This window comes from Cyanobium sp. Cruz CV13-4-11, from assembly GCF_024346055.1.
Lineage (GTDB): Bacteria > Cyanobacteriota > Cyanobacteriia > PCC-6307 > Cyanobiaceae > Cyanobium.
The window spans coordinates 88,197-110,521 of record NZ_JAGQCH010000004.1 but is presented as its reverse complement, the minus strand read 5'-3'; the positions used below and the strand labels follow the sequence as shown (position 1 = coordinate 110,521).

The following is a 22,325-nucleotide window of genomic DNA, read 5'->3' as shown; positions in this document are numbered from 1 at the left end:
CCATGGGGCCACGCCGTGCCCCCGCCGTGTCCGCCGAGCCCCTCCCCAAGACCTACGACCCGGCCGCCACCGAGGCGCGCTGGCAGGCGGCCTGGGAGGAGGCCGGGGCCTTCCACCCCGACCCCACGGCACCCGGGGAACCGTTCAGCATCGTCATCCCGCCGCCGAACGTGACCGGCAGCCTGCACATGGGCCATGGCTTCGAGACGGCCCTGATCGACACGATCGTGCGCTTTCAGCGCCTGCAGGGCAAGAACGTGCTGTGTCTGCCCGGCACCGACCACGCCTCGATCGCGGTGCAGACGCTGCTGGAGAAGCAGATCAAGGCCGAAGGCGGCAGCAAGGACGACCTGGGCCGTGACGCCTTCCTGGAGCGGGCCTGGGCCTGGAAGGGCGAAAGCGGCGGCACGATCGTGGGCCAGCTGCGCCGGCTGGGTTACTCGGTGGATTGGCGCCGCGAGCGCTTCACCCTCGATCCCGGCCTGAGCGAGGCGGTGGTGGAGGCCTTCGTGCGCCTGCACGAGCAGGGGCTGCTCTACCGCGGTGAATACCTGGTCAACTGGTGCCCGGCCTCGGGTTCGGCGGTGAGCGACCTGGAGGTGGAGATGAAGGAGCTCGACGGCCACCTCTGGCACTTCCGCTATCCGCTCAGCGGCGGCGCGGCGGCTGACGGCACCGACCATCTGGTGGTGGCCACCACCCGCCCCGAAACCCTGCTGGGCGACACCGGCGTGGCCGTGCACCCCAGCGACCCCCGCTACGCCTCCCTGGTGGGCCAGACGATCACCCTGCCCCTGGTGGGGCGCCAGATCCCGATCGTGGCCGACGAACATGTGGATCCGGCCTTCGGAACGGGTTGCGTCAAGGTGACCCCCGCCCACGATCCCAACGACTTCGCCATCGGCAGCCGCCACGGCCTGCCGCTGATCACGGTGATGGCCAAGGACGGCAGCATGAACGCGTCCTCCGGCCGCTTCGCCGGGCTGGATCGCTTCGAGGCCCGCAAGGCGGTGGTGGCGGCGATGGAGGCGGAGGGGTTCCTGGTGAAGGTGGAGCCCCACCGCCACAGCGTGCCCTTCTCCGACCGCGGCAAGGTGCCGGTGGAGCCGCTGCTTTCCACCCAGTGGTTTGTGAAAGCCGAGCCGCTGGCCGCCCGCTGCCGCGAGGCCCTCGATGGCGGCGCCCCCCGCTTCGTGCCCGAGCGCTGGGAGAAGGTCTACCGCGACTGGCTCACCGACATCCGTGACTGGTGCATCAGCCGCCAGCTCTGGTGGGGCCACCGCATCCCCGCCTGGTTCGTCGTCAGCGAAACCGGTGGCGTGATCACCGAGGCCACGCCCTACGTGGTGGCCCGCGATCAGGCGGAGGCCGCCGCCAAGGCGGATGCGGCCTACGGCGAGGCGTCCCGTGCCGCTGGCCGGCAGGTGCAGCTGGAGCAGGACCCGGATGTGCTCGACACCTGGTTCTCCAGCGGCCTGTGGCCCTTCTCCACCCTGGGATGGCCCGATGCGAACGCTGCCGATCTGGCCCGCTGGTATCCCACCAGCGTGCTGGTGACGGGCTTCGACATCATTTTCTTCTGGGTGGCCCGCATGACGATGCTGGCCGGCGCCATGCAGCCCCTCGGGGCCGGCAAGGCCTGGATGCCCTTCGCCGACGTGATGATCCACGGCCTGGTGCGGGATGAGAACAACCGCAAGATGAGCAAGAGCGCCGGCAACGGCATCGACCCGCTGCCGCTGATCGAGCGCTACGGCGCCGATGCCCTGCGCTTCGCCCTGGTGCGGGAAGTGGCCGGCGCCGGCCAGGACATCCGCCTCGACTACGACCGCAGCGACGGCAGCTCCGCCACGGTGGAGGCGGCGCGCAACTTCGCCAACAAGCTCTGGAACGCCACCCGCTTCGCCCTGATGAACCTGGGCGGGGAGACACCCGCCAGCCTGGGCCGGCCTCTGGCCGCCGAGCTGGAGAGCGAGGACCGCTGGATCCTCTCGCGCCTGGCCCGCGCCGCCAATGAGGCGGCCGAGCTTTACGGCAGCTACAGGCTGGGGGAGGCGGCGAAGCTCCTCTACGAGTTTGCCTGGAACGATCTCTGCGACCAGTACATCGAGTGGGCCAAGCCACGCCTGGCCGGCGCAGACACCACCGCCCGCATGGCAGCTCGGCGGGTGCTGGCCACCAGCCTCGAGGCGCTGCTGGTGATGCTCCATCCGCTGATGCCCCACCTCACCGAGGAGCTCTGGCACGCCGTGACGGGCGCCGATGCCACGGCGTTCCTCGCCCTGCAGTCCTGGCCCCAGCCCGAGGCCGCCTGGCGGGACGAAGGTCATGAACGGGCCTTCCAGTTCGGGATCGAGGCGGTGCGCGCGTTGCGCAACCTGCGTGCCCTCTCCGGGGTGAAGCCCTCAGAGCGGCTGCCGGTGGGAATCCACAGCGGCAGCCCCGAGCGCCGGGCTTTTCTGGAAGTGAACCAGGAGAAGATCCTGCGCCTGGCGGGGGGCAGTGCTTTCGGCCTGGAGCCCCAGCCGGCGGCAGGTCAGCTGCTGGGCATCGTGGACAGCGACGCCCAGGTGAGCCTCACCGTGCCCCAGCAGAGCCTTGAAGCCCTGCGCACCCGCCTTGAAAAAGACCTGGCCAAGGCGGAGAAGGAGATTCAAGGCCTGGCCGGCCGCCTCGCCAACCCCAACTTCGCCGGCAAGGCACCCCCCGAAGTGGTGGCAGAGTGCCGCGCCAACCTGGCCGAGGCGGAGGCCCAGGCGGCTCTGGCGAGACAGCGCCTGGCCGACCTGGGCTAACCGGAACAGCAAGGATTCACCAAGGCGATGGCCGGCCAATCCAGTCTCAATGCCAAAAACCTCGAAGCCCTGGGGGCGGCCAGGCTGGCGGAGCTGCTGCTCACCCTGAGCAAGGGGGATGCCAGTGCCAGGCGCATGCTGCGCCTGGCACTGGCGGAACAGAAGGGTCCTGCGGAGATCGCCAGAGAAGTGCGCAAGCGGCTGGCCACAATCGAGCGCTCTGGCAGCTTTCTGGATGACCACCAGAGGGACGCGCTGTTGCAGGATCTGGAGCGGCAGCGCCAGGCCATCAGCGGGCCGATCGCCGAGCAGGATCCAGCACGGGCTGTGGAGCTGCTGTGGGATCTGCTCGCTCTGGCGGAGGGCCTGTTCGAGCGCTGCGACGACAGCGACGCCGTTTTGCGCGACTTCTTTCATCAGGGCAGCGCCGCGCTTGGCGCCGCGGCCCTCAGGGTTTCCGGGGATCCCAGGCCTCTGGCTGATCAGGTGTATGCCGCGATCGTGGGCAACAGCTACGGCCAGTTCGATCCGATCCTGCGGGATCTGGGGCCGGCGCTGGGGTCGGAAGGGCTGGCCCATCTGCGGCAGCGGCTGGAGACCCTGCGGGCTCGCGTCACCAACAACGAACAAGCGAAAACGCACCGAGATTGGATCGTGCGCATCGCCATGCTCGACATCGCCGATGCCCTGGGCGATGCCGAGGCCTATCTGGCGGAATACCGCGACCATGATCCCGAGGCGCTGACGGTGCCGGCGATCGCGGCCAGGGTGGCGGAGCGGCTCACCCCCGCCGGCCGGGCCGAGGAGGCGCTGGCGCTGCTGGAGGAGGCCGACCCAAGGCTGTCCGAGCGCCGGGCCGGGGCCGAGGAGTGGTGCGATGCCCGCCTCGCGGCGCTGGAGGCCCTCGGCCGCCACGACGAGGCCCAGGGGCAGCGCTGGGAGTATGCCCTGATGGAACTATCGCGCCGCCACCTTCGCGACTACCTGAAGCGGCTGCCAGCTTTCGAGGATGCGGATGCCGAGGAGCGGGCCCTCGATCTGTTGGCGGAGCACGACGATCTGCAGGAAGCGCTCTGGTTTCTCCTGCACTGGCCCGAACCGCGCCGCGCCGCCCGGCTGGTGCTGGCCACGCCGAAGCCGCTCAATGGCGACTGCTACGTGCTGCTGGCACCGCTGGCGGAGCTGCTGGAGAAGGATCACCCCCTGGCTGCCACCCGCTGCCTGCGGGCGATGATCGACTTCAGCCTGCGGGTGGGGCGCAGCAAGCGCTATCCCTATGCCGCCCGCCATCTGCACACCTGCCACCTCCTGGCCCAACGGATCGAGAGCTGGGGGGAACTCGCCGATCACCGCAGCTATGGGCCCCAGCTCCGGCGGGATCATGGCCGCAAGTACGGCTTCTGGAGCCTGGTGCCGAAAGAGGTTGCGCCTGAATCCGAGCCAGCAGGACAGTCGAGAACAGCCCAAAGTGCTGACCCCACTCAGGCTGCCAGTCCTGCCGCCAGCGATGGGCCGCTGCAGCCAGGTTTATGGTGATCTGTCGGGGTTGTTGTTGATCAGTCGCGTCACTATATCCCGCACGAAGTTGCGGAACAGTGAATTGTCCTTGAACTGCTTGTAAAACTCCGTCTGATCGAGAAACAGCGGATCCACGGCTCGATTCAAAGCGGCATCGAGCTCGATGGCGGCCGTGTTCGGGGTGTTCGCCTTGGCATTGCGGTAGCGCTGGTCCTGGGCCACCTGGGGGGCGATCTCATCACGGATGAGGCGGCGGATGCGGTCTTCATCGCTGAAGCTGGTACCGAACTTCTCGTTGAAGTTGGTGACGATCACCGAAAGTGATTCGAGTACCGGCTGGCGCCCGAAGCCACCGCCTGAAACGGGGGCGGGATCCAACGTGGAATCCTGATCGGGAAGAGGTACGCCGCGCTCCTCCTGCTTCTCGATGCGGTAGCTGTCCATGTCGATCAGCTCCAGCATCCCTTTGGTCAGGTCGTCCTCCTCTGGGGCTGGCAAGGCACGCACCAGCAAGGTGAGGAAGATGGAAAGCTTCTCCCATTCCGGATAGTCGTAGGTGAGGATTGTGGCCAGGAAGTCGTAGCTGCGCACAAAGGCTTTGGCCTTGCTCTTGAAGGCCACCTGGTCGTCTTCACTGAGCTGTTCGGTGTAGATCTGGCGGCACTGGTTCAGGATCGGCTGCAGGGCTTCGCGATCCCTGTTGCTGAGGAAGAGCCCCACGAACTCCTCCACCTGCTCCCAGGTGTACACGCCAAGTTTGTCGAGGCTGTCACGGAGATCGTGCAGCTTGTTGGTGTCGGTTTCTTTGCTCAGCAGGGTGGTCTTGTAGTAATCAGCGAAGGCCGCCTCCACAGCAGCGGCGTTGTCCTGAAAATCGAGCACAAACACGCGTTTCTTCCCCGGGGCAGCGCGGTTGAGGCGTGAGAGGGTCTGCACCGCCTGGATGCCGCCCAAGGCCTTATCCACATACATGGCCTGCAGCAGCGGTTCGTCGTAGCCGGTCTGGAATTTGTCGGCGCAGATCAGGAAGCGATAGGGATCCTCCTGGATGCGGCTGGTGATCTCGCTGGAGGGAAAGCCGTTGAGGGAGACCTCGCTCACGGGCCCACCGCCGAAGTCGTGGTCGCCGGAGAAGGCCACGATCGGCAGGAAGGGGCTGTGGCGCTCGTGTAAGTACGTGCGAATGGCATGGAAATACTGCACCGCCCGCTCAATGGCGCCGGTCACCACCATCGCGCGGGCTTCCCCCTTCATCTCCCGCAAAGGCAGCACATCGTCGAGGAAGTGATCCACCATGATCTCGGCCTTGTTGCGGATGGCCGTGTCGTGGCTTTCCACATAGCGGCGCAATTTTGAGCGGGCGCGTTTGCTGTCGAACAGCGGGTCAGCCTCGATCGTTTTCACCAACCGATAGTAGCTGCTGATCGGGGTGTAGTACTGCAAAACATTGAGGATGAACTTCTCCTCAATGGCCTGCTTCATTGTGTAGGCGTGAAAGGGCCGACGACCGATCTTGCCTTCCCCATCCGGAGGTAGGGGCGTGCCGAATAGTTCGAGCGTCTTGGCTTTGGCGGTAGCGGTGAAGGCGTAATAGCTGGCGTTGGGGCGCAGGCGGCGGCTGCTGAGCCGCTGCTCAATCACCGTATTCACGAAGTCTTCAATGTCGGCGTCGTCCGGCAGGTTCGGCTCATCGGCGGCCAGGGCCTGGTTGAGGGCGGCGGAGGCCTTGCTGCCCTGGCTGGAATGGGCCTCGTCGATGATCACCGCGTAACGGCGCCCCTGGGGAGCCTCATCCAGCTGGCGGCAGAGTTCGGGAAACGTCTGCAGGGTGCAGATGATGATCTTCTTGCCGGCGGCCAGAAACTGCTTGAGCTGCTCGGTCTTGGAGCTGCCTCGGCCGGTGACGGCGCCTACTGTGGCGCCCACCTGCATGAAGGCGAGGATGTTGCTCCGTAACTGCTCATCGAGGTTGCGGCGATCGGTGACGACGATGACCGAGTCGAACACGCGCTGACCGTTGTGGATTACGTCGGCGACCTGGTGGCTGAGCCAGGCGATCGAGTTGCTCTTGCCGCTGCCGGCGGAGTGCTGGGCCAGGTAGCAGCGGCCGGCGCCATGGGCGGCCACATCCGCCAGCAGCGAGCGCACCACATCCAGCTGGTGGTAGCGGGGAAAGATCTGCCTGTAGCTCCTGCGGCCGGTGCGCGGGTTGGGCTTTTCCACCACCTGGGCGTAGTTCTCCAGGATGTCGGTGAGGCTGCTCGGCGTGAGGATCTGCTCCCACAGGTAGGCCGTTGCGATGCCGTCTGCGCTGGGGGGATTGCCGGCGCCACCGGAGGCGGTGCCGCGGTTGAAGGGGAGAAACTCAGATTCCTTGCCGATGAGGTGGGTGCAGAAACGCACCTCTTGCTCGTCCACGGCGAAGTGCACGAGGCAGCGGGCGAAGGCGAAGAGCGACTCGCGGGGATCGCGGTCGTGTTGGTACTGGCGGATCGCGTGCTGAACGCTCTGACAGGTGAGGTTGTTCTTGAGCTCAAAGGTGGCCACCGGCAAGCCATTGATGAACAGGGCCAGGTCGAGGGCGCGGTGGGTCTGGTCGTTGCTGTAAGCGAGCTGGCGTGTGAGGCTGAAGCGGTTGAGGCCGAACAGCTCGGCGGCGCGGCTGTTCCCAGAGGAGGGCGTGCCGTAGAAGAGCTGGATCTCGTGGGGGCCGTGGCGAATGCCCTTGCGCAGCACGTCCACCACGCCGCGCTGGGTGATCTGTTTCTCCAGCCGGGCCAGGAACTGCCGGCGAGTGGGCCCATCCACTCCGATCGCAAGGGCTTCGGCGATCTGCGGCTGGGTGGCCTCCAGAAAACCCTGCAGCTGCACCAGATCCAGGCAGTGGCTGCGGTCGTAGTGGCGCGGGTCGCCCAGCAGCCAACCGGTGCCGCCACTCACCGGCACGGCGGATGACGTGGCCTGGTGGGACGGCTCCAGCAGATGGGTGCGCCCGGTCATGGCGCGGGTGATCAGCGCTTCCAGGCCCTGCTCGCTTGTATCGGTGGGCATGGGGGCCGGGTGGTTGTGGCTGGCCTGAGGCCAGTCTGGGGCACGCCACTGGCTTATGCCGTTCGGGAGCTCTGCTAGGGGCTTTGCTAACTGCTCTGCTAATCGCCGGCGATGGAGCCGCCCTTAGTAGAGCCCTCGGCTGCTGCCCTGAGGATCCACCGTGCGCCCTCCAGGGTGCCGATCCGCTCGATTCGGCCAGCGCGGCGCAGCTCCTGCATCAGGTTCTGAACCTTTCTGAGCTTCTGCTCCTCGCTCAAACGCTCAGGCAGCTTGGGCAGTAGCAGGGCATCCACCTCCTTGCGGGCCACAGGTTCATGCTGGCGGACGAGTTTGAGGATCAGATCGAGGTAGTACTGCTTCTCGAAGCCGCTCTCGCGGATGTGGCGGGCTGTTTCGCCCGTGGCGCGGGCCATGGCGGCCGAGACGATCAGATGGGGAAACCGGCCCTCCACCAGCCTCTGCTTCTTGAGCTGCTGGTGCTCGTCGCGGCTGATCGGGAGGCCCTTCTGGATGCGGTCGAGCAGGATCACCTGGGTCAGGGAGAGGTCGGGCTGCTGCATCAGCAGCCGTGTGTAGCGTTCATCGAGGATGCGGCCGGGGATGGTGACCTGCACCCGATCGGAGGCACTGAGGTCGTAGTCGGGCAGGGGGAAGGAGCGCCGTCGCTGGGTCTCGAACATACGTTTGATGCCGCCGCCCTGGGTATCGATCAGGTTCAGTTCCACCATGGCGTCCGCCAGCATCCGGTTTCGGTAGAGCTCCTGTGGGGCGTCCTGCTCGATCACGGTTCGGATCGTTCCGGGGAGGAAGTCGCCCACGTTGGTGATCAGCACGCGGTCGGGGAACTCCACCACGGTGATTCGGCCATGGCGGAGATAGTCCTGATGGGCGATGGCGTTGTGGAGCGCTTCCCGCAGCACCCAGGGGTCGTATTGGCTTAACTCCTGCGGGAAGAGGGTGCCACTGGGCAGGGCGCGCACCGTGAGGTTGCGCAGGCGTTGCAACAGCTGATCACCGGCCAGCAGAAACGGAGGACCGATGTGGGCGTAATCGAGTTCGTGGTTGCCGGCGTCCTTGAGGATCCAGGACACCTTGGCCACGGCTGGCGACAGCAGCGTGGCGGCCTCAGACCGGCCCAGAAGCAGAACAGCGGTGTGGGTGATCGCCCCCTGGCGCAGCAGCCGGGCCTTGTTGAGGAAGGTGCGGTCGTCCCAACTGGTGAGCTCCTGGGCCTGCTGGGGATGCTTGATCTGAAACTGCTCGCGGGCCTTGGCAATGGCCTCGGGATCGAGATCCGCCAGGCTGGCGCCGTCGCAGACGTTGGCAGACCAGTCGACCCCCTGAGACCAGAGCCTGCGCGCTTTTTCCGGGTGATTGGCGAGCTTGGTCTTGCTGGTGCCAGCGCGGCAATAGCCCTGCCCCCGAAACTCCACCGGCCGCCCCCTGGCAGGGCCTACTGCGAGCAGAGCAACCCTGCCATCGGGGTGCTTGAGGCAGTGAGGCTCGATTCCGGGATTGGGTTGCAGATGGGCGGCCAGCCAGGGCAGCAGATCCTGATTGCCCTTGGCTTTGGCCGTGTAGGGATCGAAGCGACAGCCAACGACGGCGTGGCTGGCATCCTCGATGCCAAAGATCAGATAGCCGCGCGGCTGATTCAGCAGCGCGGCTTCATTGGCCAGGGCAGAGAGGTACTCACCGATTTCCTCGGGATCAGCATTGTTGTGCTTGAACTCCAGCCACTCGGTTTCTCTGGGCAACCCGCGGAGGCGATCCACCAAGGCAATGAGCTCTTGCTCGTTCATGGCAGCTCGGGATCCACTTCTTCGTCGGGCTCGAGTTCTTCGATGTCGACACCTGGCTCGCCGGGATCGAAGGTTTCGATGTCCTCCGGCAACCCGGCCGCAGCCTGCCGCACATCAAGCTTGCCGGTGACCACATCGGCGATTAGGCGGGTGCGGTACTCGCGGATGAGGGTGATTTCGCGCTCTAGGCGGGATGTTGCGGTTTCGTATGCAGTGAGCTCCTCGGCGAGATGGCGGCCAATTTTATCTTGCTCTTGCCTTGGTGGAATCACCACTGTGAGCGCCTTGATTTGAGCAATGTTGATCCTCTTGAATGTAGAGCCAACCAGAAGCAGCTCTAATTGCTTCTTCATGAATGAGCTCTGCAGTAGATAGTTTAGATATTGCTGACTCTGCAGTTCTGACCGAATCAGGCATACGTCTTGGCCCATTGCAAACTTGGCATCGGTTGTCACTAGTGCTGACGAGCCAACGCTTACGTTACGGCAATAGATGATGTCGCCCTCTTCAGGCTTTCGATCGCCTTGGATCAGATGCTGGTACCACTCAGGAGTTGTTAGTTTGCATTCGCTTAGGTCAAGTTCAAAATTTCTGACTTCTCTGACGCTGGCAAGAGGAACTCCGTTCTCTACAAATGGGACGGTGAGATGCTTGCAGTCGGTAACTGTCCAGTGCCGGCGAAGCGCTGTCACCTCCCAGTGCTCCGGAATCTCCCCCAGCCAAGGAATCCCCGAATCCTTGAGCGGCACGGAGGGATTCAGCCCCCGCGTCACGGCACGGTGAATGATGGCCTGCTTCTGCTCATTCAGCAGGGCGATGATCCTTCGCTTGGCCCGGATGGTGCGGTCCAGGCGGTTGGTAGCCCAGGTGAGGAAGCGAACAATGGCGTCCTGCTCTTCAGTCGGCGGGCAGGGGGTGGGAATCTGTTTGAACTGATCCCAATAGAGGCGGTTGCGGTCTTTGACAATGCCTCGAGAAAAGGCATCAATTTCTGCAAGATAGTCATCTGTTCGGAATAGCGATGCAAAGTAGCCCGGATTGATATGGGGCAGAGGCTTGGCCACCACATAGGCAGGGCTCACCAAGCCATCAACCGGTGCAATCCCGGCAGCCCCTTGCCACATCCTCATCATGTTGTAGACGTAGTCCCCTTTGGCGGCGCATTTGTATTTCGCCTTATCGCTCATAACTTGCTTGCGCTTTGATGATCCGAACTCGCGGATCCGCACCCCCGTTCTCAGAGAAACCTCAAGAATGGGCCAATCGGGCTCGCCGACGGCATTGCGCTGCAGGAACAAACTGCCATTGCGCTTGATCTCCCAATGCGCCGGAATCTCCCCCAGCCAGGTCAACCCTGAATCCTTGGTCTCCGGATAGGGCTTCAGATCCTCAATCACGCTGCCACCTCCTGCGGCGTGTCGCCGAACAGCTCGATGTAGGGCTGGTAGCAGAAGCGGCGGTGGCGTTTCTGCCCCGTCATCTCACGAAGGATGCCCAGTGCCTCCAGCCGGGCCACCAGCGTGTTGGCAGCGGGGTAGGTGGTGGCGATCAGCGCTTCGATCGCGTTCACGCTCACGATCGGCCGATCGAACAGGCTTTCCAGCACTCGGTGCCCGTTGGCGGCGGCGCGGCCCAGATGGTCTGTGATCAGAGCTCGGTGCTGCTCCCGCAACGCCAGGATGCGCCGTGCCGTGCCGCTGGCCTCCTGGCTCACTTCTGCCACGCCTTGCAGAAAGAAGGCCAGCCAGCCCTCCCAGTCGCCATTGTCCCGTACCGCCTGCAGATGGTCGTAATAGGCCTGGCGATGCTGCTTGAAGTAGTGCGAAAGGTAGAGAACTGGTTTCTGCAGGATGCCCTTCTCGGTGAGCAGGAAGGTGATCAGCAGCCGACCCACCCGGCCGTTGCCATCCAGAAAGGGATGGATCGTTTCGAACTGGGCATGGGCCAGGCCGATGCGGATCAAGGCCGGCAGATCGTCCTGTGCATGCAGAAAGCGCTCCAAGGCCCCCAATGCTTCCGGCAGCTGCTCCGGTGGTGGTGGCACGAAGCTGGCAGTGCTCAATGTGCAGCCGCCCGGGCCGATCCAGTTCTGGCTGCGGCGCAGCTCCCCCGGGGTGAGCCGGCTGCCGCGTACTCCCTGCAGCAGTTCGGCGTGAATCTCGCCGATCAAGCGCATCGACACCGGCAGGGTGACCAACCTTCCCAGGCCATGGTTCATGGCTCGCACGTAGTTCACCACCTCATCCACATCGTGGGGCAGGTTCTCCGTGCCGAACAGGTTGGCCTCTGCCGCCAGCAGATCCTGCAGGGAGCTCTGGGTGCCCTCGATCTGGCTGGAGAGCACCGCCTCCTTGCGTACATACATGAACACGAACAGATCCGGATTCGGCAACGTTTCCACCGACCCATCCAGCCGCCCCAGTGCCCGATCGGCCTGGGAGAGCAGCACCTGCAGCTCGCCGCCCAACTGCAGCGGCGGATCCGGAGGCAGCGGCGCGGGATGGAAGGCCCTGTAGCCAGTGGGCTGGGTGCGGTAGGTGCCGGCGCGGCTCGACCTGGCTTCAAGCATGGGTTGCCGTGCCTTTCCCATGGGCGCTTCCTGGTTCCATGGTAAACGCTGTCTTCACTATGGGGGGTGTTGGGCGGCATGCGCATCGCAGCCTTTCCCATGGCACCCTTCACCCCGCCCCCACCAGCAACCCATCCAGCAGCCCCTCGGCCTCCTGCTCGATCGCGCGGATGTCGGCGGCGATCTCGGCGAGGGAGCGCAGGGGCTTGGGTTTGTAGAAGTGGCGCGTGAAGCTCACCTCATAGCCCACCTTGGTGGCTTCGGCGTTGATCCAGGCATCGGGCGTGTAGGGCAGCACCTCGCGGCGGATGAAGGCCTCGATGCCGCCCTCCTCCAGCAACGGCACCTGTTCGCTGTCGCGCAGGTCCACGTCTGGCTCGTACTCCACCACGCAGGCCTTGCCGCCGATCTCGGCCTCGTAGCGGCCATGGAGCGGATCGGCTTCGACCTTGCTCGGCTTGTGGACCTTGGTGATCACTGGTGGCGCCTGCTCCTCCCGCCAGCTTGTTTCCTTCAGCAGCGGCTTCAGATCGGCCGCCGTCAACTTGATGCCCTGAAGCTTCAGACCCTTCTGCACCTCGGCGCGGAAGTGGTTGTGATCGGTGAACAGCTCCTCACCAAACAGCTCCCGCAGCGCCTCGGCGGCCACGGTCAGCTGCTCATCGCGTTGCCAGGTGGCTCCATCCAGCAGTTTCTTGCGGCGTTTCTCAGGCAGCACCCGCTTCGGGGCCTCGTCGCCCTCCTCGTCGTCGTTGTCATCCTCGGAGCCCCAATCGTTGAGGAAGCCCTCCAGGCTGGGCCGCACGGCGGCAAAGTCTGTCACCAGAGCATCGCCGAACTGCTCCAGGGCCGCTTCACGGATCTCCCTGTCTCCCGAGGCGGTGCGCAGCGCCGCGATCGCGGCTGGGGTGATGCGGCTGTGCAGGCGCAGCGGGCGCTCCACCGTCACCTTCCAATAGCCGAAGGCCTCATTGGCGAACACCTTGGCGTGTTCGCTCTCCTCCATAGCGACATACGCGGCCATCACGCGATCGATATCAGCCGGACCCAGCTCGCAGTTCTTCTTGCCCAGGTTCTTGCGCAGCGGCTGGCTCCAGCCGCTGGCATCAATCAGCTGCACCTTGCCCTGCCGTTCGGGCATTTTGCGGTTGCTCAGCAGCCACACATAGGTGGCGATGCCCGTGTTGTAGAAGAGATTGAGCGGCAGGGCCACGATTGCCTCCACCCAGTCGTTCTCGAACAGCCAGCGGCGGATGTTGCTTTCGCCCGAGCCGGCATCGCCGGTGAACAACGAGGAGCCGTTGTGAACCTGGGCGATGCGGCTGCCCAGCGGCGAGTCGTGGTTCATCTTGCTGGCCATGTTGGCCAGGAACAGCATCTGGCCATCGCTGGAGCGCGTCACCAGCGACAGCAGCTCATCACTGTGGTTCACTTGGAAACGTGGATCCTTCATCTCCTTCTTGCCGCCCATCGCTTCGAGATCCTTCTTCCAGCTCTTGCCATAGGGCGGATTGGAGAGCATGAAATCGAAGACCCGTGCCGGGAAGGCGTCGTGTGACAGGGTCGACCATTCAGCCCCGCCCACGATGTTGTCGGCGTTCTCGCCCTCGCCCTTGAGCAGCATGTCGGCCTTGCAGACCGCATAGGTTTCGGGGTTGATCTCCTGGGCATACAGGTGCGTTGCCACCTGCTGGCCATGGGCCTGCGCAAGCTCCCGCAGGGTTTCATCGGCCACCGTGAGCATGCCGCCGGTGCCGCAGGCGCCGTCGTAAAGCAGATAGCTGCCGCTCTTTACCTGGCCTGCGATCGGCTGGAAGATCAGGTTGCTCATCAGCCGCACCGCATCGCGGGGGGTCCAGTGCTCACCTGCTTCCTCGTTGTTGTCTTCATTGAAGCGGCGCACCAGCTCCTCGAACACCGTGCCCATGGCGTGGTTGTCGAGGGCCGCTGGGCTCAGATCGATCTGGGGATCGAGGAACTTGCTGATCAGTGTGCCAAGCGAATCCGAGCGTGACAGCGTGGGGATGTGGTTGCGGAACTTGAAGTTTTCAAGTATGTCCTGCACGTTGTCGCTGAAGCCCTCCAGATAGGCCTCGAAATCGGCCCGTAGTTTTTGTTCGCTGCCACGCGTTGTGAGATCGCGCAGCACGAAGGGAGAAACGTTGTAGAAGGCCTGGCCTGCCGCTGCGCGCAGAGCCGCTTCTTGTTCCTTGATTTCGGCTGCATCGAGCCTGGTCTTGGCTTCCAGCACCTTGGCCTTGGTGGGCTCCAGCACTGCATCCAGCCGCCGCAGCACCGCCATCGGCAGGATCACATCCTGATACTTGCCCCGCCGGAACAGATCGCGCAGCACGTCGTCCGCGATGCCCCACAGGAACGACACGATCCGGTTGTGGGTGGCCTGATCCATCCGAACGTTGTCTTGCCAATGGCGTTCACAGTAGGGAGAGCTCACCCCTTAACCCCCATCCAGCACGTCCGGCGGCGAGCGGCGTGGAGCAGGGGCTGCTGCCGATCGAGGGACTGGTGGGCCTCGAAGCCCTGCGGGGCCGCCTCGAGAAAGACCTCGCCCATCCCAACTGCGCCGGCAGAGTGCCCCCGGCCTGCGCCGCTCAGCTCTCGACCAGCTGGCCACCCTCGAGGGTGACGATCCGATCGGCGATGTCGAGGATCTTGTTGTCGTGGGTGACCATCACGATCGCGGCGCCGTTGTCGTCCGCCAGCTGGCGGAACAGGTCGACGACGTCGCGGCCGGAGGTCTTGTCCAGGGCGGCGGTGGGTTCATCGGCCAGCAGCAATCGGGGGCTGGGGGCCAGGGCCCGGGCGATCGCCACCCGCTGCTTCTGGCCGCCGGAGAGCTTCTCTGGGAAGTAGTGCTGCCGCTCCGCCAGCCCCACGTGGCCGAGCATGGCGGCGGCGCAGTCATCCATCGCTGCCCGGCCCCGAGCCAGCCAGGTGGGCGAAACCTCCAGGCCGAAGCGCACGTTCTCCTGGGCCGTCAGGTAAGGCAGCAGATTGTGGGCCTGGAAGATGAAGCCCGCCTGGCGCCGCAGCCGGGTGAGGGCGTCGTTGTCGGCATGGAGCAGCTCCTCCCCCAGCACCCTGAGGCTGCCGCTCTGGGCGGCCCGCAGGCCGCCGAGCATGGTCAGCAGGGTGGTCTTGCCGGAGCCTGAGGGCCCCGTAAGGATCAGGATCTCGCCGGCGTGCACCGTCAGGTTGATGTCGATGAGCACCTGTTTGGCGGTCTCCCCCTCGCCGAACCAGTGGTCGAGATGCTGGAGCTCGATGGGCCGCTCGCGCCCGACTGCAGCGTCCAGCGGCGTCATCAGAAGATGTCGGCGGGGTCGAGCCGCCGCAGCTTGCCGGTGGCCAGCCAGCCCGATCCGGCCGCCATCACCAGGGTCAGGCTGAACACCACCAGAGCCCGCTGGAGGGTCATCGCGATCAGCAGCGAGGTGGAGCGGGCCAGCAGCGCATACAGGCCCATGGACAGCAGCAGGCTGGGCAGGCAGGCCAGGGCGGCCAGCAGCAGCGATTCCTGCACGATGATACCAACGACGAAGCCATTGCTGTAGCCCATCGCCTTCATCGTGGCGTACTCCGGCAGATGGTCACTGACGTCGGAATAGAGGATCTGATACACAATGATGGCGCCGACCACCAGGCCCACCAGCACCCCAAGGTTGAAGATCAGCCCGAAGGAGGTGTTGTTGCGCCAGTGGTCCACCTCCACGTCCTCCAGCTCCTTGAGGGTGAGCACCTTCACCGACGGATCGAGAAAGCTGTTCAAGGTGGCTTGCACCTGCAGCGGGCTGATGCCCGCTTCCAGCTGGATCACACCGAGCTGGATGTCGTCACTGGTCTGATCGGGGAACCAGGTCTTGAAGTTGCTGGCGGAGGTGAGCAGGTTGATGTCGGCGGCAAAGGTGAGCCCCATCGTGAACAACCCATTCACCACGGCCCGCTTGCCGCGCAGCTCGGTGTCGTAGTCACCGTCCCGGGCCACCACCTGGCCCACGGGACCCGCCGCCTTCTTGGAGAGGGTGTCGAAAAAGAGGCCATCGGGGCGCAGCAGCTTGCCCGGATCGGCCGTCACCTCGGGGATGCGCAGGGCAGGATTCTCCGGCGATAGCCCGAAGATCAGCGCCTGTTTTTTCTCGCGGCTGTCGCGGTTGAGCCAGTCGGTCTTGCCGATGTAGAGGGGCGTCACCGCCTTCACGCCCTGCACCCCCAGGGCCTGGATCAGGCGGCTGCGGGGCAGGTTGAGCGGTTCGCCCAGGTTGGTGTAGCGCCGGCTCACCATCACCAGCTCGCCGTTGAGCCTCTCCAGGGGGCGCTTCTGGCTGGCATAGAGCCCGCTGGCCAGCCCCAGCTGGAAGAACACCAGCACGTTGGCGAAACTCACCCCGGCGATGGCGGCGAGCAGCCGCATCGGTCGATGGCTGGTCTGCCGCCAGGCCAGGGGCGTGCGGCGCAGGGCGGTCAGCGGGTTCATCGCTTCTGAACAGCCAGAACACGGTCCCGGGCCGCCTTCTGGCTGGCTTTCTGGGCCGCCGTCAACGGGGCGAACAGCACGTTCACCTGCAGGTAGTTGAGGTGGCTGGCAACTGCCGAATCCTCCGGGGTCAGGCCGATCTTCACCTCCAGCACCCGCCGGTCCAGATTCTCGCCGGCCTGGCCGCTGAACACGGTCTGGCGGCTGACTTCGCGGGCGATCTCCACCACCTTCCCCTGCACGCTGCGCCCCTTGAAGCCGTCGGCGCTGAGGCTGACCTTCTGGCCCAGGGCGATCAGTGGGCGATCGCTCTGGTACACCTCGGCGATCACGCCCATGCGGCTGCTGTCGCCCATCTCCAGCAGGCCGTCGTCACCGGCCTTGTCGCCCGGATGGGCATGCACCTTGAACACAGTGCCGGAGAAGGGGGCCAACACCGTGGCCTTGGCCCGCTCAACCTTGTCCTTGTCCAGCGACGCCCGGCTCTCCCGCAGCTCTGCGGCCAGGGTGCCCTTGGTGGTGATCGCCTCGGCCAGCTGGGCCTTGGCACTGCTTTCGTCGGCCTGCAGTTTCTCGACCCGGTTGGCGCTGGTGGCCCCGGCGGCGAACAGCTGTTCAGCCCGCCGCGCCTCGGCACTGGCCTGGCCCAGATCCGCCTTGTAGCGGGCGATGACGCTGTCCTGGGCGGCCAGCTTGCTCTCGGCCACCCGTATCGCCGCCTCGGATTTGCGCACGCTGCTCTCGAGCGTGTCGAGGCTTTCGAGCACCGCCAGGGGCTGACCCTTGCGCACCTCCTGGCCATCCTTGACCAGGATCTCCTTGACCCGGTCGTTGCTGAGCGAACTGGGCACCGACACCTTGCTGATGCCGCCCAGGGGCTCGATCCGGCCCAGGGCGGCCACCTGGCGCGGCAGCAGCGGTACGGCCTTCCGCGCTTCGACCTGCTTCTGCTGGCGTTCCTGCCACAGGCGACTGCCGAGGCCGGCCAGCAACACCAGGGCGAGCAGGGCCGCCACCAACGGCCAGGGTCCGCGGCCCCCCTTACGACCCGTGGGCCTGGGCATGGTCACCGTCCGACGCGTCCTCGCCTGGGCCGGTTATAAGGCGCCGGCCTGGCCCTGCCCATCGCTACGGTTCGGCCATGGATGGATCGGCCCTGCTCGACCAGCTGCTGCCCGCCCTGCGCTCCCCCCTCGGCGCCCTGGCGTTCGTGCCGCTTTATGCCCTCTGGGTGACCCTGCTGCTGCCAGGGGTCTGGGCGTCGATGCTGGCCGGTGCTCTGTATGGCACCTGGTGGGGCAGCCTGATCGTGTTTGTGGGGGCCTGCCTGGGCGCCGAGATCGTGTTTCTGCTGGGTCGGGGCTGGCTGCGCAACTGGGCCCGCCGGCGCCTGGCGGCCACGCCCAGCCTGCTGCAGGTGGAGCAGGCCGTCAGCCGCGAGGGCCTGCGGCTGGTGCTGCTGACCCGGCTGTCGCCGGCCTTCCCCTTCAGCCTGCTCAACCTCGCCTACGGCCTCAGCGAGGTGAGCCTGCGCGACTACTCGATCGGTTTGCTGGGCATCCTGCCGGGCACGGTGCTGTTCTGCGGCCTCGGCGCCCTGGCGGGTGATGTGGCCCGCTTCCAGGAGGTGCTCACTGGCGCCGCCAATCCCGGCACCTGGGCCCTGCGCCTCCTCGGCTTGGTGGCGACCGTGGGCTCGGTCTGGCTGGTGGGGCGGGCGGCCCAGCGGGCATTGGCCCGGCCGGAGCCGGAGGCCTGAGCTCAGGCTGAAGTCTGAGCCCAGGGCCGATGGGCTGGACCCAGGCACCAGGACCCATGCAGGGCCCTGAGACTCAGGTCCCGTCAGGGCAGTGAGGGTCCTGTCGGTCGTTGTCCAGATCGTTCGGGGGGACTGCTCAAGCACCCCTCAGATGAGCGGATCGTCGTGCTGCTGGCCCCGTGGACCACGTATCAACACCGGGTAGCCGGGTGGCCAGGGGGCGCTCAAGCGGGGGCGGGACAGGTTTTCAACAGCCTCCTGGGGCCGTGTGATCCGGCGCTGGCCGGTTTCTTCACTCGTGCGCCGGAGCCGACAGCCGCCAGTCCCGCAGGGCGGCGATCAGCACAAACCAGGCCAGGCGCAGGCGGGCCAGGGGGCCGCTGCGGGCCGCCAGCTCGGCGTATTGCGCCCGACCGCATTCGGTCTTGATCCAGCGGTGGATGGGGGGCGTGGTCATGGCTTGAGCCTAGGGAGGCTCTGGACAGCTGCCGACCCAGCCCCGCATCCCAGGGTTCTCGGGTCTGCTTCAGGATGAACAGGAGATTTGCTCTGTTGGGATGCTTGCTCTGCTGCGTATGGCGGGTCTCTCGGCGGTGGCCCTGCTGGCCGCCGCCCGTCGTGGCCTCAGCGGGTAGCGGGCTGTTCCAGCAACTGGCGAAGCCCCGCCTCATCCAGTCCCGGCACCCGCAGGCTGTTGGCTTTGCTGAGCTTGCTGCCGGCCTCGGCGCCGGCTACCACGTAGCCGGATCTTCTTCAAGGACGGCAGGGTGCCGGAGAGCACGAAGGTCCGCCCTCTCAGATGGTCAGGGTTCCGCCCACTGTTGCTGGCCCCACCTTCGGGAGCGCTGGCCAGGGCGAAGCCCAGGCTCTCTAGGTCGCTGAGCAGCTGCTGGTTGGCGGTGGTGCTGAACCTTGCTGCGGCTCCACCAGCCTGGCGCAGCGGCAGTCGGGCTTCACCCAGCGATGGAAGGAGGGGTTGTTCGCATCAGCGCCCAGGCTCGGCTTCCGCCCAGCCCGTCGCAAAGCACAGCCCCTCAGCGCAAGGAGGTGTTGATAATCACTTGCCCGAGGTGTGCCTGGGTTGAGATGGTTGTGATCGGGCGCACATTTCAATAAATTTTGCTATTTGTTGAGCTTGTTTTTACCGCCCCTTTACCGGTCTCTGGTGATCCTTTGCGACGTTGTACGAGACCTCTCTGACTAGGTTCAAGAATGGCTGTGCCTTCCCCCGGCTCTTGGCTCGACATTCTGCTGAATCAAATTTATGGGAGCCGTGCCAGCGCCCGGCCCCTCAAGGGCACGCTGAATCTCTCCACCACCATTCCGCAGACCACGCCTCCTACGGAGAACTTCCAGAGCGAGATCTCCGCGGTGGCAGTGGCCGATGGCCAGCGCTTCACCGTTTCCTCCGGCGGTGGCGGCACCCTGCAAATCAGCACCGCCAGCATCCTGCCCGCCGCAGCGCCGGAACTGCTGGAGCGCCTGACCTACGGCAGCGCACCGGTGGCCGTCTCTCCCAACCAGGTGGCCTGGAATTCCCAGTCCGTTGCCAGCTTCGGCAGCCTCGTGGCGGTCGCCCTGTCCCCCAGTGACTACTCCACCAACGCCGGCCGCGGTGTGGTGCGCTTCTACCGCGCCAATGCCGACGGGGTGCTCACCTTCCTTCAGGAAGTGAGCGTGGGCTACCTGCCCGATGGCATCGCCTTCAACAGCACCGGCACCAAGTTGGTGGTGGCCAACGAAGGCGAGCCCACCACGAATTACGCCATTGATCGTGAGGGCAGCATCGGCATCATTTCGATCACCCGTCCACTCGGCCGCCCGAGTTTCAGCTATACCGAGCTGGGCTTCAGTGGCCTCACGCTGCCATCCGGGGTTCGCGTCAGTGGCCCTGCCGGCACCACGCAGGCCACCGACATCGAGCCTGAGTATGTGGCGGTGAATGGCAATTTCGCCTACGTGACTCTTCAGGAGAACAACGCTGTTGCCAAGGTGAATTTGCTCACCAACAGCATTGAGCGCATCTTCGCCCTGGGATCGGTTGATTTCTCGAAGCAGCTCGTCGATCTCTCCGATCGCGATGACTCAGCTGGGACGGGCCAATTGATCAAGCCGGTGTTCGGCAACAACGTGCTCGGCTTGCGCATGCCCGATGGCATTGCCGCGTTCAACCTCGGAAGCAAAAGCTATTTCATCACCGCCAACGAGGGCGATGGCCGCGCCTACGGCAGCTTCACCGATGAGCAGCGCAACGCTGGCCCTGGCAACCGCCTCAAAACGATCACGGACATCAGCAGCCAGCCCACCGCCTTCGGCAGCCGCAGCATCAGCCTGTTTGACGCCAGCAACGGGGCGCTGCGCTGGGACAGTGGCAACACCCTCCAGTCGGTGGCGATCGCCCAAGGCGTCTACGACGACACCCGCAGTGACGACAAGGGCACCGAACCCGAGGGCGTGGTGACGGCCACGCTCAATGGCCGCACCTACGCAATCGTGGGCACGGAGCGCACCACCAAGAGCATGCTGGCGGTGTTTGAAGTCACCGATCCCACCAAAGTGTCGTTTGTCACCAGTGCGGTGCTCCCCGCCAGCCTCTCGCCCGAAGGCCTGGCCGTGGTGCAGGGCGCCAGCAGCCCCTCCGGCAAGCCGATGTTGGTGGTCTCCAACGAAGTGTCCAACACCCTCGATTATCTGGATCTGCAGGAGCTGGTAAGCAGCAAGGGCGTCAATGCCGGCGCCTTCGGCAAGACCATGCTCAAGGATGTGGCCGGCGGCGACAAGCTGACGATCCGCAGCCTGCTCACCAACGGCGAGGTGGTGAACGGCCTCACGGCAGGCAGCAGTGTGTACACGCCGGTGGGCATCTTCGATGGCATGGGGGCCTATGACAACAACGACGGCACCTACAGCCTCCTGGTGAACCATGAGATCGGTAGCAGCTCCGGCTACCAGTACCAGGTGCAGGTGAAGGCCGGATCCGCACCCCTCACCACCCAGACCGTCACGGGCGGTCGCATCTCCCGCTTCGTCGTGGCCAAAGACCTCGACGGCAATGCGGCGAATGGGTTCCAGTCGGGCATGCTGGCCGGAGGCCTGGCGTACAGCCAGGTGATCAGTCCCAATGCCTCTTTCTCCCTTGGCAGCGGCATCAGCCGCTTCTGCTCCGCCAACCTGAGCCCGGCCGGACAGTTCGGCGGACGGGGATTCGTTGACAGGCTCTATCTGGCCGGCGAGGAAACCAGTAATGGCCGCTTCTTCGCCCTGGATCCAACGGGCAGCGGCAAGCTCTACCACGTGCCGGCCTTCGGTCTGGGCGGCTGGGAATCGGCCGTGCAGGTGGACACCGGCAATGCCAACACGGTGGCGACGATGCTCTTTGACGACACCTCCGGCATCTCCAACTACCTCTACATGTGGGTGGGCACCAAAACCGCCGGCAGCACGAATCTGCTGGCCCGCAACGGCATTGGCGCCGGCAACGGGTCCCTCTATGCCTGGAAAGCCGACACGATCGCCAACACCCCCGCCGGCGTCGCCGGTGTGGCCCTCAACACGGCGATTGCCGGGAGCTGGGTGCAGCTCGGCACGGGCACCCAGATTGCCGCGCTGGCCACCGCCAGCGACCTGCGCACCCTGGCCAGCAATGCCGGCGCCATGCAGTTCACCCGGATCGAGGACGGCGATGTGGGCCCGAGCGGCAAGCAGGTGGCCTTCACCACCACCGGCGGCAGCGGGACCGACCTCTACGGCAACGTGCAGGTCCTTGACCTGTCCAACAGCTTCGATACCAATGGCCTGCTGGCCGCCGGGGCGAACACCTCCATGAAGGTGGTGGTGGATGCCGATCGGCTTACCGGCACCCGTCCCCTGAACGACCTGCGCAACCCGGATGGCCTGGCCTGGAGCGGGAACTACCTGTACGTGCAGGAAGATCGCTCCGTTCCCGCAGGAACAGCGGCGGGCAATTTCGGCAGTCAGGAGGCTTCGATCTGGAAGGTTGACGCGATCACCGGCACCAAACAGCGCTGGGCCCAGATCGATCGCACCGCCGTGCCCACCGCCTATGGCCAGAGCGATTCCGCTCCCACCGACATCGGCAACTGGGAATCCTCCGGTGTGTTCGATGTGTCGGCGATGTACGGCGCCAGCACAGGAAGCTATTTCCTGGCCGATGTGCAGGCCCATAGCCTCACCAACGGCAACATCGTGGGCAGTCATTACCTCACGGAAGGCGGCCAGATCGACCTGATCAAGGTGGCGCCGCCGCTGGTCTGATCTGATCTGATCCGATCCCTTCGGCCCGGCGCGAGCCCGGCCCTCGGCCCCTCCTGTGAGG

15 protein-coding genes are annotated in these 22,325 nt (G+C 65.3%); 4 read left to right on the top strand and 11 right to left on the bottom strand.

The window, feature by feature from the left end; genetic code table 11:
- Nucleotides 1-2 precede the first annotated feature (2 nt).
- On the top strand, nucleotides 3-2,795 hold the full coding sequence (locus tag KBZ12_RS04610) for a valine--tRNA ligase (RefSeq protein WP_254956648.1): 2,793 nt from the start codon (nucleotides 3-5) through the stop codon (nucleotides 2,793-2,795).
- Between the two features lie 27 nt (nucleotides 2,796-2,822).
- Nucleotides 2,823-4,331, top strand: a complete 1,509-nt coding sequence (locus KBZ12_RS04605) for a DUF6880 family protein (protein ID WP_254956647.1) — start codon at nucleotides 2,823-2,825, stop codon at nucleotides 4,329-4,331.
- Here the strand turns inward: KBZ12_RS04605 and KBZ12_RS04600 are convergent.
- The 9 genes from KBZ12_RS04600 to KBZ12_RS04560 all read right to left on the bottom strand — a co-directional run bounded on the left by KBZ12_RS04600 (nucleotide 4,323) and on the right by KBZ12_RS04560 (nucleotide 17,294).
- Nucleotides 4,323-7,364 carry a type I restriction endonuclease subunit R gene (locus tag KBZ12_RS04600; protein ID WP_254956646.1) on the bottom strand — a complete coding sequence of 1,014 codons (3,042 nt, stop codon included), beginning with the start codon at nucleotides 7,362-7,364 and terminating at the stop codon, nucleotides 4,323-4,325. The two genes, KBZ12_RS04605 and KBZ12_RS04600, sit on opposite strands and share 9 nt — an antisense overlap.
- Nucleotides 7,365-7,462: 98 nt before the next feature.
- The gene (locus tag KBZ12_RS04595; protein ID WP_254956645.1) at nucleotides 7,463-9,166 is read right to left on the bottom strand and encodes an ATP-binding protein; all 1,704 of its coding nucleotides are present in this window, start codon (nucleotides 9,164-9,166) and stop codon (nucleotides 7,463-7,465) included.
- Nucleotides 9,163-10,563, bottom strand: a complete 1,401-nt coding sequence (locus KBZ12_RS04590) for a restriction endonuclease subunit S (RefSeq protein ID WP_254956644.1) — start codon at nucleotides 10,561-10,563, stop codon at nucleotides 9,163-9,165. Before KBZ12_RS04590 ends, KBZ12_RS04595 begins: the two co-directional genes overlap by 4 nt.
- Nucleotides 10,560-11,735 (bottom strand): Fic family protein, encoded by a 1,176-nt coding sequence (locus KBZ12_RS04585; RefSeq protein WP_254956643.1) that lies wholly within the window; start codon nucleotides 11,733-11,735, stop codon nucleotides 10,560-10,562. The genes KBZ12_RS04590 and KBZ12_RS04585 overlap by 4 nt, the downstream gene beginning before the upstream one ends.
- Nucleotides 11,736-11,844: 109 nt before the next feature.
- Nucleotides 11,845-14,145: a class I SAM-dependent DNA methyltransferase gene (locus KBZ12_RS04580; protein WP_254956642.1), complete on the bottom strand. Its 2,301-nt coding sequence runs from the start codon at nucleotides 14,143-14,145 to the stop codon at nucleotides 11,845-11,847.
- A 41-nt stretch (nucleotides 14,146-14,186) separates the two neighbouring features.
- A complete protein-coding gene (locus KBZ12_RS04575) occupies nucleotides 14,187-14,309 on the bottom strand; it encodes a hypothetical protein (protein WP_254956641.1) in 123 nt (40 codons plus the stop codon).
- A gap of 38 nt (nucleotides 14,310-14,347) precedes the next feature.
- Nucleotides 14,348-15,061, bottom strand: coding sequence for an ATP-binding cassette domain-containing protein (locus KBZ12_RS04570; RefSeq protein ID WP_254956640.1), 714 nt, complete (start codon nucleotides 15,059-15,061; stop codon nucleotides 14,348-14,350).
- Nucleotides 15,061-16,230, bottom strand: a complete 1,170-nt coding sequence (gene devC / locus KBZ12_RS04565; RefSeq protein ID WP_254956639.1) for an ABC transporter permease DevC — start codon at nucleotides 16,228-16,230, stop codon at nucleotides 15,061-15,063. The genes KBZ12_RS04570 and devC overlap by 1 nt, the downstream gene beginning before the upstream one ends.
- The gene (locus KBZ12_RS04560; RefSeq protein WP_254956638.1) at nucleotides 16,227-17,294 is read right to left on the bottom strand and encodes an efflux RND transporter periplasmic adaptor subunit; all 1,068 of its coding nucleotides are present in this window, start codon (nucleotides 17,292-17,294) and stop codon (nucleotides 16,227-16,229) included. Before KBZ12_RS04560 ends, devC begins: the two co-directional genes overlap by 4 nt.
- A gap of 77 nt (nucleotides 17,295-17,371) precedes the next feature.
- On the opposite strand from KBZ12_RS04560, the gene KBZ12_RS04555 reads away from it, so the two are divergent.
- Nucleotides 17,372-17,989, top strand: coding sequence for a TVP38/TMEM64 family protein (locus KBZ12_RS04555; protein ID WP_254956637.1), 618 nt, complete (start codon nucleotides 17,372-17,374; stop codon nucleotides 17,987-17,989).
- 292 nt (nucleotides 17,990-18,281) lie between these two features.
- Here the strand turns inward: KBZ12_RS04555 and KBZ12_RS04550 are convergent, their stop codons facing one another.
- A complete protein-coding gene (locus KBZ12_RS04550) occupies nucleotides 18,282-18,446 on the bottom strand; it encodes a hypothetical protein (protein WP_254956636.1) in 165 nt (54 codons plus the stop codon).
- Between the two features lie 167 nt (nucleotides 18,447-18,613).
- Nucleotides 18,614-18,727, bottom strand: coding sequence for a DNA ligase (locus tag KBZ12_RS04545; protein ID WP_254956752.1), 114 nt, complete (start codon nucleotides 18,725-18,727; stop codon nucleotides 18,614-18,616).
- Nucleotides 18,728-19,201: 474 nt separating this feature from the next.
- Here KBZ12_RS04545 and KBZ12_RS04540 point away from each other — a divergent pair, with 474 nt between their 5' ends.
- Complete coding sequence (locus tag KBZ12_RS04540; RefSeq protein ID WP_254956635.1) at nucleotides 19,202-22,264, top strand: choice-of-anchor I family protein; 3,063 nt, start codon at nucleotides 19,202-19,204, stop codon at nucleotides 22,262-22,264.
- Nucleotides 22,265-22,325: the final 61 nt, after the last annotated feature.

What these genes read in the sequence shown, in the direction of transcription:
- KBZ12_RS04610 (WP_254956648.1), top strand. Translation starts at nt 3, where the DNA reads ATGGGGCCACGCCGTGCCCCCGCCGTGTCCGCCGAGCCCCTCCCCAAG.
- KBZ12_RS04605 (WP_254956647.1), top strand. Translation starts at nt 2,823, where the DNA reads ATGGCCGGCCAATCCAGTCTCAATGCCAAAAACCTCGAAGCCCTGGGG.
- KBZ12_RS04600 (WP_254956646.1), bottom strand. Translation starts at nt 7,364, where the DNA reads ATGCCCACCGATACAAGCGAGCAGGGCCTGGAAGCGCTGATCACCCGC.
- KBZ12_RS04595 (WP_254956645.1), bottom strand. Translation starts at nt 9,166, where the DNA reads ATGAACGAGCAAGAGCTCATTGCCTTGGTGGATCGCCTCCGCGGGTTG.
- KBZ12_RS04585 (WP_254956643.1), bottom strand. Translation starts at nt 11,735, where the DNA reads ATGCTTGAAGCCAGGTCGAGCCGCGCCGGCACCTACCGCACCCAGCCC.
- KBZ12_RS04580 (WP_254956642.1), bottom strand. Translation starts at nt 14,145, where the DNA reads ATGGATCAGGCCACCCACAACCGGATCGTGTCGTTCCTGTGGGGCATC.
- KBZ12_RS04575 (WP_254956641.1), bottom strand. Translation starts at nt 14,309, where the DNA reads ATGGGCGAGGTCTTTCTCGAGGCGGCCCCGCAGGGCTTCGAGGCCCAC.
- KBZ12_RS04570 (WP_254956640.1), bottom strand. Translation starts at nt 15,061, where the DNA reads ATGACGCCGCTGGACGCTGCAGTCGGGCGCGAGCGGCCCATCGAGCTC.
- devC (WP_254956639.1), bottom strand. Translation starts at nt 16,230, where the DNA reads ATGAACCCGCTGACCGCCCTGCGCCGCACGCCCCTGGCCTGGCGGCAG.
- KBZ12_RS04560 (WP_254956638.1), bottom strand. Translation starts at nt 17,294, where the DNA reads ATGCCCAGGCCCACGGGTCGTAAGGGGGGCCGCGGACCCTGGCCGTTG.
- KBZ12_RS04555 (WP_254956637.1), top strand. Translation starts at nt 17,372, where the DNA reads ATGGATGGATCGGCCCTGCTCGACCAGCTGCTGCCCGCCCTGCGCTCC.
- KBZ12_RS04550 (WP_254956636.1), bottom strand. Translation starts at nt 18,446, where the DNA reads ATGACCACGCCCCCCATCCACCGCTGGATCAAGACCGAATGCGGTCGG.
- KBZ12_RS04540 (WP_254956635.1), top strand. Translation starts at nt 19,202, where the DNA reads ATGGCTGTGCCTTCCCCCGGCTCTTGGCTCGACATTCTGCTGAATCAA.